Here is a 12,869-nt window from a genome sequence, read left to right on the forward strand (position 1 = left end):
ATTTTTTATAGTCTCCCGCTTGATCAATGATTGAGCAGGCGCAGGGACATGAACAAGAGCGAATCGCGGAGCATTCTCCATCCATCCGGTTTCAAGCCGCTCGCGCTCGCCATTGCCTTGCTGTTCGGCGGCATCACCGTTGCCTACGCGCAGATCCAGGCCGACCCCAACGCCGCCGGCAACAAGCGTCCCGTCATCGACAACACCGCCAATGGCTTGCCGCTGATCCAGATCGCCACGCCCAACGCGGCCGGCGTCTCGCACAACCAGTACCGGCAATTCAACGTCGACAGGAACGGCGCCATCCTCAACAATGCTGCCGGCAACGCCAACACCCGGCTCGGCGGCTGGGTCGGCGGCAATCCCAACCTGCCCAACGGCGGCGCCCGCATTATCCTCAACGAAGTCACCAGCACCAATCCGAGCGTCCTGCGCGGCTATCTGGAGGTCGCAGGGCAGCGCGCCGATGTCGTCGTGTCGAACAGAAACGGCATCCTGGTGGACGGCGCGGGCTTTATCAATACCGCACGCGGCGTGATCACGACCGGCGCACCGGTATTCGGCAGCAACGGGTCACTGGACGGCCTGCGCGTCACGCAAGGCGCGATCGAAGTCGGCCGCGGCGGCTTCAATGACCAGGCCACCGCCCAGGTCGACCTGATCGCCCGCAGCCTCAAGGTCAACGGCGAGCTGTATGCCAATCGACTCAACGTCATCGCCGGCGCCAACCAGGTCGACTACGCCGACCTCGGCGTGCAGGTCGTCCAGGGCGCGGGCGATGTTCCCACGGTCGCGATCGACATCGCGGCCCTGGGCGGCATGTTCGCCAATGGTATTCGCCTGATCGGCACCGAAGGCGGCGTGGGCGTGAAGAGCTACGGCAAGATGGCGAGCGCCGCGGGCGATTTCAGCATCGACGCCGCCGGCAAGATCATCCTGGGCGCCGACACCAGCGCCGCCGGCGCGCTGCACATCGCCAGCGGCGACAGCATCGTCAATCAAGCCAGGGTTTCCTCGGACGGCAACATGGACCTGCAAGCCGCCAACGCCATCGACAACCACGGCCGCCAACTGCTCTCCGGCGGCAACCTGTCCATGCGCAGCGCCACGCTCGACAACAGCGGCGGCGCCGTCCGGTCCAACCGCAACGCCAGCCTGTCCCTGCGCAGCAACTACACCAACGCCCAAGGCGACACCATCACCACGCTGGGCGACCTTGCCATCGACACCACAGGAGACTTCGTCAACCGCAACGACCTGAGTTCCGGCGGCAACCTCGGCGTCCATGCCGCCAACATCAACAATGCCGCGGACGGCTTGTTCAGCGCCGGGCAGACCGCGCTGCTCAACGCCGATCAAGCCATCGTCAACACCGGCCGGGTCTACGGCCAGGATGTCGCCGTCGCGGCGCAATCCATCGCCAACGACCATGAAGGAACCTACGGCGACGGCACCCCCGCCGGCGTCATGGCCGCCCGCAACACCCTCAACGTCGGCGCCAGGACCATCGTCAACCGCGAACGCGCCCTCCTCAAAAGCGACGGCGACATGGCCATCGGCGGCGCGCTGGACGCGAACAACAACGCCACCGGCACAGCGACCGGCATCGTCAACAGTTCCGCCACCATCGACAGCGGCGGCAAGCTTGCCATCGCCAGTGCAACGTTGACGAACACCAATGCGCACTTCGCCACCGAAATCAGGCAAGACGACAGCAAGACGCGCAACTGGACCGAGTATCTGGTGGACGGCCGCCCAACGATGTACAGCAGCGCCGAAGCCTTTGTCGATCCGAACGACGCCGATCAGAAACTCATCATCAGGAGCACCGGAGAGGGCGTCGAGGACTACACCATCCGCGCCATCAACGAAACCACCAGCAGGACTGTCGTCACGCAAACCGCCCCTGCTCAGATACTTGCGCGCGGCGACATGCGCTTCACCGGCGGCACTGTCACCAACGATAAAAGCGCCATCGTCGCCGGCGGCAACCTGAGCGGCCAGATCGACGGCGCCAGCAACGGCGGCACCAATCCGCAGGGCGAGACGATTGTGCGTCAAAAAATCACATCTACGCACCACACGGTCGAATCATGCGGGGCGACCGGCAGCAAGCACTGCAACCACAACGACACCAGCACCCTCAACCGGACGCTGCCGACCACCCACTTCGATCTCGGCATCTGGAAAGCGCTCGCACACACACCGCCCGACAGCGTCGCCAATCCCTCCAGCGCGCCCGACATGGCGAAGGTCCCCGACAACCTGCTCTATCGTCCGGTTACCGCGCCCGGCCTGACCTACGTGATCGAAACCGATCCGGCTTTCATCAACCTGCGCAGCTTCCTCTCCAGCGACTACTTGCTAGGCCGGATGGGCATGAACCCGCAGACCGCGCAAAAGCGCCTGGGCGACGGCTACTACGAACAACAGTTGATCAACGACCAGATCCTGCAACTGACCGGCCGCAAGACCCTGGGTGCCTACGCCAGCGACGAAGACCAATTCAAAGCCCTGATGGACGCCGGCGTCGCCTATGCCCGGCAATTCCAACTGCTCCCCGGCATGACCCTGTCCGCTGCCCAAATGGCCGCCTTGACGACAGACATCGTCTGGCTGGTCGAACAGAGCATGACCCTGCCCGACGGCACCACGCAAAAGGTGCTGGCCCCTGTCGTCTACCTCAGCCAACTGCATGCCGACGACCTGCAACCGACCGGCGCCGTGATCTCCGCCGAGAACATCGATCTCATGATCAACGGCACCCTCGACAACGCCGGCACCCTCAAAGCCAACGGCAACCTGCTCGTCAACGCCGCGCAAGACATCAACAACACCCTCGGCACCCTCACCAGCAACAGCCAAAACGGCAACATCCTGTTGCAGGCCGGCCGCGACCTCAACAACCAGTCCGGCGCCATCAGCGGCAACCGCGTCGGCATGCTCGCCGGGCGCGACCTCAATGCGGCCACGCTTGCCAATACCACCACCGGTGCTGCCGGCACCCAGATCGGCCTCGACCGCAGCGGCAGCATCAACGCCGGCGCCCTGACCGCGCAAGCGCTGCGCGACATCAACCTCAACGCCGCCAACATCACGACCACCGGCGACGCCAGCGTGGTGGCCAATCGCAACATCAACTTCGGCGCGATCCATACACAAGATGAACTGAACGCCACTTACGACGATAAGAACCACCTCTATCAACGGCAAGAACGAGCCAACGGCACCGTCATCAACGTTGGCGGCAATGCCACGTTCATCGCCAACAACGACCTCAACGGCCAGGCCGTCTACGTCAACACAGCCAAGAACCTGACGGCCATCGCAGGCGGCAGCGTCAACATCGGCGCAGCCACGCAAAGCAGCAGCTACGACCAGGAAATCCATACCGCCTCGTCCGGCCCGCTATCCTCCAGAAGCACGCACAGCAAGGACAAAAAAACCAGCACCCAGGCCATCGGCTCCACCCTCTCCGGCGACAGCGTGACGGTGCAGGCAGGCAAAGGCATCGACGTGATCGGCAGCAACGTCGTCTCCACCACCGGCACCAATCTTGCCGCCGTCGAGAACATCAATATCGTCGCCAGCCGGAACACGGCGAACCAGACCTACAGCAAAGAAGACAAGAAATCCGGCGTCCTCAGCAGCGGCGGCATCGGCGTGACCGTCGGCAGCAGGACGCTGGAGAACGAACAAACCGGCAAGCAGGTCAGCAACAACGCCAGCACCGTCGGCGCCACCCAAGGCAACGTCCACATCGTCGCCGGCAAGACCTACACGCAAACCGGCAGCAACGTCATGACGCCGGGCGGCGACATCAACGTCGTTGCACAACGGGTCGACATCAACGCCGCCCACGACACCAGCGACAGCACGCAAGACACGCGCTTCCAGCAAAGCGGCCTGACCCTGCAAATCACCAACCCGGTGATCTCGGCGATCCAAAGCATCCAGCAACTGAAACAAGCCGCCGGGAAGACCCGGGACAAGCGCATGCAAGGACTGGCTGCCGGCGCGGCGGCATTGACCGTCGCCAATACCGCCGCGCAGGTCGCCGGCAGCGCCGCCCCCGCAGGCGGCATCGACCTGGCCGTCTCGATCGGCGCCTCCAGCAGCAAAAGCCACAGCGAACAACACAGCAGCACCGCCGTTGGCTCGACGGCAACGGCAGGCGGCAATATCAGCATCAACGCCACCGGCGCAGGCAAGGACAGCAACCTCACCATCAAAGGCAGCGACGTCACCGCCAACAACAACCTGACCCTCAACGCCGACAACCGGATCGACTTGCTCGCCGAGCAAAGCACCAACGAACAGCACAGCAACAACAGCAGCAGTTCGGCCAGCCTCGGCTTCTCGGTCGGCACCTCCGGCCTGATGGTCAACGCCAGCGCCTCCGGCAGTCGCGGCAAGGGCGACGGCAGCGACGTGACCCAGGCCAACAGCCACGCCAAGGCCGGCAACCAGCTCGCCATGAGTTCCGGCGGCGACACCAATATCAAAGGCGCCACCGCCAGCGGCAAGCAAGTCACCGCCAACATCGGCGGCAATCTCAATGTGGAAAGCCTGCAAGACACCAGCCAGTACGACAGCAAGCAGCAAAGTCTGGGCGGTAGCATCAGCGTCGGCATGGGCAAGATGAGCGGCAGCATCAACGCCGCCCGCAGCAAGGTCAACGGCAACTACCAGAGCGTCACCGAGCAAAGCGGCATCCTGGCCGGAGATGACGGTTTCAAAGTAGCGGTCAACGGCAACACCGACCTCAAAGGCGGGCAAATCGCCGGCACCGACAAGGCCGTACAAGACGGCAAGAACAGTTTGGCCACACAAACGCTCACCAGCAGCGACATCCAAAACAAGAGCGATTACAAGGCTGAGAGTCAGAGCATCAGCGCCGGCGGCGGCTACGATGGCGCCAAGAGCGCCATGAACGGCACCGGCGTCGGATTCGGCAAGGCCAGCGGTAGCGCATCAAGCACAACCAAGTCAGGCGTGTCCGGCATCGCGGGCGACACCACCGTCAGAAGCGACAAGGACAGCAGCGGCAAGCTCGCCAAGAACTGGGACGGTCAGCAACTGCAACAGGATGTGGAAGCACAGGCCAGGATCACGGAGGCCTTCGGCAAACAGGCGGCATTGGGCATTGGCACCTATGCCACGAGCAAGCTGAACGACCTCAACAGACAGATCGACAAGGAAACCGATCCAGCGAAGAAAGCGGAACTGCAAGGCGAAGCGAAGAATTGGGCCGAGGGCGGCGCCTACAGAACGGCCCTGCATGCTGCAGCAGGCGCATTGAGCGGTGGACTGGCCGGCGCAGCGGGCGCGACGACCTCGGCATTGGCCATGCCTGCCATTGCCGAGCAGATCGGCAAGATGGATATGCCGAATGCGGTTAAACAGGGCTTGAGCCAAGTGGCGGCTGCGGCGTTGGGTGCTGCTCTGGGCGGTTCGCAAGGATTGGCGTCGGCGGTAAATGTGGAAGCCAATAATCGGCAGTTGCATCAAACCGAATATGATCTTGCCAAGAAAAATGCCAAAGTGGTGGCGCAAAAACTGAAGATTGGCGAGCCAGAAGCAGAGGCTCGCATCATCGCAGAATTACAGCGCAACTCGGACAAGCAAACGGCAGATGCTTCGGCTGGAAAACATGACTATGAAATTCGCAGTCTGGTCGGTTGCCAATTGCTGAACTGTAATGGCTACAAAAATGACTCGCAATATGCGAATCACGATTACAACAAGCAATATATTGCATCGAATCAGGGAGTGTATGACGCAGGACAAACACAACTTAATAGGGGATTAACCGATCAGGAATTTCGTAATCAGAATATCGTTTCGGAACGAATTGGAAAAACAGTGCTCGCTGGAACGGCCTGTGTATTGGCCGGGCCAACGGCGTGTAAAGCTGCAACTACCGGCTTGGCTACTACCTTGGGAGTCAACTATTTGTTAGATAAGCCGGTAACAACGGCTGAAAGTTTAGGTGGAATTTACGGCGGTATTTTGAGTGGGATATATGGGCAGACATTGGCACAGTGGGCAAGTGGAACAAGTTCGTTTATGCAAAGCGCAACTTTACTCGTCACAAAACAAGGCAGTATTTATGGCGGTAAGCAAGTTGGTGTTTCAGTAGGAAACAATACGTCCTTTGGCGGTTCAGTGGACCCGCTATTTGACCCTGCAACGAATCCTGTCTGGGGTAGAACCAATACTTACAATTACTTCTTTGGAGATAAAAAATGAGTGCTGCGATTGGAATCATAGCTATTACGATCATTTCCTTTCCGATCACATACGTTCTTTTCGGAAAAAATGTAATTGACTCGTTCAGGAGTAAATTTTTTTATTGGCTGAAGTCTACTGTTTTCTTGAGTATTTTTTTATTGATATGGTCGGTATACGCGGAGCCAGAAGTGGTCCTATGGTTTCACGCTCTTATCAGCCTGGGTGCCGCTAGTCTGTTTAACCTGTGTAGGGCACATGTCGCTCTCATGATTCCTTGATGCTCGTAATTTGGATTGACGACGGAAGTCAATAGTCGGTAGCTTCACGAAGACAACAAGGCTAAAGAGAAGACACTTGCTAAACAACTGGCTGACAAGAGTAACGGGAAATATAAGCAAGCGCAGATTGAAGATGCTTTGCATGCGGCGAACAATGGCACGTTGGGAGAAACCATTCAAACGGGAATGACAGTCCCGTTAAATGCAAATACGCTTGCCGATCCCGTTCAAAAAATAGAAATATTGCGAGGTCATTTCAAGAATCCTCTTATAGCATTCCCCCCTGTCGATCCGTAGGATAACGCTTTCTGGTTAACGTCCGTTGGTCGGGTGATGGCCGGATTCCGTTAAGCGATTACTTCTGATTGACAATAAAAACAGGGGAAACATGATCAACAAACACCGCGCTGCACGGGCGGCCATCGCCCCGCTTTTATTAAGCGCGGCCATTCACAATGCCTGCGCGCAGGTGGATGACGACACTCAGCGTCGCGCCCGACGGGAATCCCAACTCCAGCAGCAACGCGAACAACTGCAACAGCAAGCCGAAGAGCGTGAGCGTTTGCAACGCGCTCCCGACGGCCGCTTGCCGGATGCAAGCAGCGACATCTACAAAGACACCGACCTGCCTGTGGAAGCGCGGTGTTTCGTGATCGACCAAGTGCAGCTCGATTTGCCGGATGACCTGTCGCCGGCGCAACGCCGGTTGGGCGCAAGCGATTTGTCGCAAGACCCTTTCCACTTTCTGCAAGAGGCGATGGCGGCGTATCGCGGTCGCTGCATCGGCCGCGAAGGCGTCAATCTTATTCAGCGACGCTTGTCGGCATTGATTCTGGCCGAATCGTATTCAACGACGCGCCTGGGTGTCGCCGAACAGGATTTGTCCTCCGGTAAACTGATATTCACTTTGATTCCCGGCATCATTCGTTCGATCAGTTTCAGCGCGCCGGACATTGACGGTAGCTGGAAGACGGCGTTTCCTGCGCGCCCGGGCGACCTGTTGAATGTGCGCGATCTGGAGCAGGGGCGGGAGCAGCTAAAGCGCATCACGAGCCGGGACGTCGATATGCAGCTCATCCCGAGCGCACATCCCGGCGAAAGCGATATCGTCATCGATGTCAAACGCGGCAAGCCGTGGAGGCTTGCCGTGAGCCTGGACGACAGCGGCGCCAAAGGCACCGGGAAGTTGCAGGCAGGTGTCAATCTGGCGGTCGATAATCCATTGGGCCTGAACGATCTGTTCCATATCGGCTTCAACACCGATGCCGACCGCAAGGGACGACAGCGCGGCACGACCGGCAACAATCTGAGCTATTCGGTTCCCTACGGCTATTGGACCTTCGGCATTGCCGCCGGCAGTTACGACTATCACCAGCAGATTGCAGGGATCTATCAGACTTTCATATCCAGCGGCAAGGGACGGAATCTGGAATTCAAGATAAATAAACTGTTCCAGCGCGACCAGCATCAAAAGAACAGCGTGCAATTCAGAGTCGGCAAGCGCTGGAACCACGCTTACCTCGACGATACCGAAATCGAGGTGCAACGGCGCAACGCTACCTATGCGGAACTGGCCTGGGTGCATAAGCATTACTTCAGCGCGGCGCAACTGGATCTGTCGATTGCCAACCGCTGGGGCGTGAGCTGGTTCAACGGCGATGCCGATCTTCCCGGTCGTCAGCCGGACAGCCCGACTACGCGTTATACCTTGCAAACCGTCGATGCGACGCTGGTTGCGCCGTTCGGGATCGGCGCGCAGCCGCTGACTTATATCGGCACCTTCCGCGGGCAAACCACGCGGTCGGCGCTGTACGCGTCGGAGCAATTCAGTATCGGCAATCGCTATACGGTGCGCGGCTTCGACGGTGAGTTGAGTCTGTCGGCGGAGCGCGGATTCTTTATGCGCAATGAAATCGAACTGCCCTTGGGCGACCGCCCGCAATCGCTGTATGCGGGCCTGGATGTGGGGAAGGTGTATGGTCCGGCGGTGCAATACCTGCTGGGCGACAAACTGGCCGGCGCAGCACTGGGCGTGCGTGGCGCGGTGCAGGGGCTTCATTACGATTTGTTCCTCGGCTGGGCGCTGTACAAGCCGCGGAATTTCCGCACCGCTGCTCCGGCGGCGGGGTTTAGTCTGGCGTATCAGTATTAGCAATCTTCAACGTTTGAAAAAGCACCCCGGCTTCTCGTGTGCGCATCGGATATTCAGGTTGGTGAGGCTCTGGCGAAATTCGATCGGGGCGCTACCGGTGTGGCGGGCATAGTTGTCACCGGCTGGAGGCAAGCGTCACGTCGGCAACTCCCGATCGTCCGTGGGCTTATTTCAACGCCAGGCTGTCGAGCGGCTCCGACGGCAGGGCGGCGCCGTTGCGGCCGATGCGTTTGATGCCGTACATGGCGTCGTCCGCTCTTTTTATCAAGTCATGCAGCGTGGTTCCATCCACCGGATAGACGGCGCTTCCCACGCTGGCCGAGATGCGGATGTTTTTTTGCCCCAGGATGAACGGCTCGCTAATGGCGGCAATGAGTTTGTCGGCGACAAGGACAGCGTTTCCGGGATCGGTAATTTGCACCAGGACGATGAATTCGTCGCCGCCCAATCTTGCCACGGTATCTTCGTCCCTGATGACATGACGAAACCGGTTGGCAACCTCGATCAGCAACATGTCGCCGATGTCATGGCCATAGGCGTCGTTCACGAGTTTGAAGCCGTCCAGGTCGATGAACAGGATCGCGAATTGCGATTCCGCCCTGGAGGCTTTTTCTATCGCCTGTTGCAGCCGGTCTTCGAACAGTCCCCGATTGGGCAAGCCGGTCAGTTTGTCGTGCAGCGCAAGCTCTTGCAGCACCTGGTTGGCTTCTTCCAGCAGGCGAATGGTCTCTTGGGCGATGCCGAGACGATGCCTCCAATAGAAAAAGGAGGCAAGCAGCACTACTCCGGAAATCAGTGGAACCATGACCGTTGTGCACGACGTGATTGAGTTAATGTCCATCCCACACATAAATATCTGATTCCGTGTCCGTGCGAATGCAAATATATCCTTGTCCGTAGATGTTCCGGATTTCAAAGGGAACCGGTTTCACCTTGTCGAGCTTCTTTCTGACGCGATAAATGATGGTGTCGATCCGATGCGGATCGTAGATGTCCGAGGAGATATTCAGGATTCGCAACAGGCGGTCCGTACTGATGGGAAAGTACGGACTCAGCAAAAGCGCCGTCAGCAGCGCGCTCTCCCGGTCCGAGAAGGTCACCTTGATATTCGTGGGGCCGGCCAGTGTTCCTGATTTCCGGTCGAACTTCCAGATGGTCTTTTTTTCTCCTACGGGGAGGGCGCTGATTTCGAGCCGACGAGACAGCGCCTCGATCGTGGCCGACAAGATGGGAAGACTGAGAGGTTTGGACAGGACATGATCGGCGCCGTCTTTAAGCGCCTGCACGTGATCGTCGGGAAGGAATTTCTCCGTGACGGCAACGATGCCCATCAGTGGAAATCGCTGTCGGAGCTGGAATACTTCCGAGTGCATCGCGCCGTCCCGAAAGCGCATGTCGAGCATCAGAATAGTAATCTTTTTTTTTTGAAGTTCTTCGTTCATTTCTGAAATCGATGAGGCGGAGCGAACTGCAATTCCTCGTTCAGTTAGGTAGTTGACCAAAGTTTTCCGCCAATCTTCGTGCTTCTCTGCTATTAAAAGACTCACCAAACTCTTTGCCCCCGCAGCCAATTACAAAGAGCATCGACCTGACGATAGATCAATGACTATTCAAAACCCATCCTGTGCCTCCAATAACATCAAAAGTTACATGGAACTCATTTGTTATTGAATTTTTAATCACATTTATACAGACTTTTTTTTCGGAAAGGTTCACAAAAAGTCGCAGAAATAGAGGCGGAATCGAAGCCCGGTGTGATGGCGGATCGTATCCTGCCTGCCGGGGACGAGCGTACGCTGCGGCAGGCGGCTTATGCCTTGCACAGGGGGACGGGGATTCGCGGAAAGGAGCGCTTTGATGCACGGCAGATGCCGGAATGAGGGCCGCCGGCTGAACGACGGATGTCAGGAAAGCCGGCGGCCGTGGATGCCGGACAATACCAAAGAGGGCAGGCCGGTTTCCTTTTGGTTCGCCGGCGCTGTCATGCCGCTACATCAGGATGATGTCGTACTGTTCCTGCTGATAATCCGTCTGCACCTGCAGCGAAATCGGCTTTTGGATGAAGTCGCCGAGCATCGCCAGATGCTGGGATTCTTCCTCGAGGAACATGTCGACCACCATTTGCGCCGCCAGGATGCGGAATTCGCGCGGGTTGAATTGTTTGGCTTCGCGCAGCACTTCGCGCAGGATTTCGTAGCAGACCGTACGCGAGGTCTTGACCTGGCCTTTGCCTTTGCAGGCCGGGCAGGTTTCGCACAGGATGTGCGCCAGCGATTCGCGCGTGCGTTTGCGCGTCATTTCCACCAGGCCCAGCGTCGAGAAGCCGGAGACCGAGATCTTGGTGCGGTCGCGCTGCAAGGCCTTGTTCAGTTCCGCCAGCACGGCGCCGCGGTGTTCCAGGTTCTCCATGTCGATGAAGTCGAGGATGATGATGCCGCCCAGATTGCGCAGGCGTAGCTGGCGCGCGATGGCGTGTGCTGCTTCGAGATTGGTCTTGAAGATGGTGTCGTCGAAGTTGCGGCCGTTGACGAAGCTGCCGGTGTTGACGTCGATCGTGGTCATCGCCTCGGTCTGGTCGACGATCAGGTAGCCACCCGACTTGAGGTCGACGCGGCGTCCCAGCGCGCGTTCGATTTCTTCCTCGACGCCGTACAGGTCGAACAGCGGCCGTTCGCCGCGGTAGTGCATCAGCTTGGGCAGCACCGACGGCGTGTACAGTGCGCCGAACTCCTGCAGCATCTGGAAGTTTTCGCGCGAGTCGACCTGGATGCTGGAGGTGTGGTCGCCGACGAAGTCGCGCAGCACGCGCTGGGCCAGGCTCAGGTCCTGGTACATCAGCGTCGGCGCGGGCTTGGTCTTGGTCTGGGCGATGATGCTGGCCCAGGTCTTGCGCAGGTATTCGACGTCCATCTGGAGGTCGGCGTCGGTGGCGTCCTCGGCCATGGTGCGGATGATGAAGCCGCCTTTTTCTTCCGGCGGCAGCAGGTTTTGCACCTTGCTGCGCAGTTGTTCGCGTTCGGCCTCGTTTTCGATGCGCTGGGAGATGCCGATGTGTTTGTCTTGCGGCAGGTAGACCAGCATGCGGCCGGCGATCGATATCTGCGTCGACAGCCGTGCGCCCTTGGTGCCGATGGGATCCTTGATCACTTGCACCGTGACGGTCTGGCCGTCGAACAGCAGTTTTTCAATCGGGATCTGCGGCGCATTCTGGCTATGCTGGCCGTCGTGCGGCTTGGCTTCCCAGATGTCGGCCACGTGCAGGAAGGCGGCGCGTTCGAGGCCGATGTCGATGAAGGCGGATTGCATGCCGGGCAGCACGCGCACCACCTTGCCGAGGTAGATGTTGCCGGCCAGGCCGCGCGACAGCGTGCGCTCGATATGCAGCTCTTGCACCGCGCCTTGCAGGATCAGCGCAACGCGCGTCTCCTGCGGCGTGATGTTGATCAGGATGTCTTCGTTCATGGTCTGGTGACCCTAAAAATATGAATGCTGGGATGAGCGGGGCGGCCGGGCCGGCGGCGACTTACAGCGTCGCCGCCGGCAGGATGCGCATGCCGGCTTGTTGCAACAGTTGCGCCGTCTCGAACAGCGGCAGGCCCATGATGCCGGAATGGCTGCCGGCAATGTGCCTGATGAAGATCGACGCCAGTCCCTGGATGCCGTAGCCGCCGGCCTTGTCATAGGGCTCCTGCGTCGAGCAATAGGCGCGGATCATGTCGTCGGTCAGCGTCTCGAAGGCGACGTCGGAGTATTGCGTGATTTGCCACATCTGTTCCTGGAACGCCACGGCAACGCTGGTCAGCACCTGGTGCGTGCGGCCGGACAGGCGCGTGATCATGTCGACGGCTTCCCTGACGTCGGCCGGTTTGCCGAGGATCAGGTCGTCCACCACGACTGTTGTGTCGGCCGCAAGGATGGGGCGCATCGGCAACTGCCGGTACAGCATGGTCTGGCGTGCGCTGATCAGCTTGTCGCGCGTGACGCGGGCGACGTAAGTCGCGGGTTTTTCGTCGGGCAGGACTTGTTCGTCGACTTCCCTGTCATTGAGCAGCAACTCGAAATCGATGCCGATCTGGCGCAGCAGTTCGCGCCGGCGCGGGCTTTTGGAGGCAAGGTAGATTTTTTTGTCAGCAAGTTTCATGAACACTTCTCAGTATCGATCAGGGTATCGGCAATACCCTGCCGATACGCTTGCTAATAGAACA

The 12,869-nt window shown here is 59.2% G+C and carries 6 protein-coding genes; 2 read left to right on the forward strand and 4 right to left on the reverse strand.

The window, feature by feature from the left end:
* Positions 1-48 precede the first annotated feature (48 nt).
* Complete coding sequence (locus RV1423_RS20245; protein WP_034300613.1) at positions 49-6,252, forward strand: hemagglutinin repeat-containing protein; 6,204 nt, start codon at positions 49-51, stop codon at positions 6,250-6,252.
* Between the two features lie 648 nt (positions 6,253-6,900).
* Positions 6,901-8,664, forward strand: coding sequence for a ShlB/FhaC/HecB family hemolysin secretion/activation protein (locus RV1423_RS20255; protein WP_034300617.1), 1,764 nt, complete (start codon positions 6,901-6,903; stop codon positions 8,662-8,664).
* A 166-nt stretch (positions 8,665-8,830) separates the two neighbouring features.
* Here RV1423_RS20255 and RV1423_RS20260 read toward each other — a convergent pair whose 3' ends face one another.
* The 4 genes from RV1423_RS20260 to RV1423_RS20275 form a co-directional block, all read right to left on the reverse strand.
* On the reverse strand, positions 8,831-9,469 hold the full coding sequence (locus tag RV1423_RS20260; protein WP_197034972.1) for a GGDEF domain-containing protein: 639 nt from the start codon (positions 9,467-9,469) through the stop codon (positions 8,831-8,833).
* A 25-nt stretch (positions 9,470-9,494) separates the two neighbouring features.
* Complete coding sequence (locus RV1423_RS20265; protein ID WP_231502435.1) at positions 9,495-10,211, reverse strand: response regulator transcription factor; 717 nt, start codon at positions 10,209-10,211, stop codon at positions 9,495-9,497.
* Positions 10,212-10,653: 442 nt separating this feature from the next.
* On the reverse strand, positions 10,654-12,126 hold the full coding sequence (gene rng, locus RV1423_RS20270; protein ID WP_034300621.1) for a ribonuclease G: 1,473 nt from the start codon (positions 12,124-12,126) through the stop codon (positions 10,654-10,656).
* A 61-nt stretch (positions 12,127-12,187) separates the two neighbouring features.
* Positions 12,188-12,805, reverse strand: coding sequence for a nucleoside triphosphate pyrophosphatase (locus RV1423_RS20275; protein WP_034300623.1), 618 nt, complete (start codon positions 12,803-12,805; stop codon positions 12,188-12,190).
* Positions 12,806-12,869: the final 64 nt, after the last annotated feature.

The organism is Herbaspirillum sp. RV1423 (assembly GCF_000577615.1).
Classification (GTDB): domain Bacteria; phylum Pseudomonadota; class Gammaproteobacteria; order Burkholderiales; family Burkholderiaceae_D; genus Herbaspirillum.

Bases quoted from the DNA above. Each gene is read 5' to 3' on its own strand.
- RV1423_RS20245 (WP_034300613.1), top strand. From the start codon at position 49: ATGAACAAGAGCGAATCGCGGAGCATTCTCCATCCATCCGGTTTCAAG.
- RV1423_RS20255 (WP_034300617.1), top strand. From the start codon at position 6,901: ATGATCAACAAACACCGCGCTGCACGGGCGGCCATCGCCCCGCTTTTA.
- RV1423_RS20260 (WP_197034972.1), bottom strand. From the start codon at position 9,469: ATGGTTCCACTGATTTCCGGAGTAGTGCTGCTTGCCTCCTTTTTCTAT.
- rng (WP_034300621.1), bottom strand. From the start codon at position 12,126: ATGAACGAAGACATCCTGATCAACATCACGCCGCAGGAGACGCGCGTT.
- RV1423_RS20275 (WP_034300623.1), bottom strand. From the start codon at position 12,805: ATGAAACTTGCTGACAAAAAAATCTACCTTGCCTCCAAAAGCCCGCGC.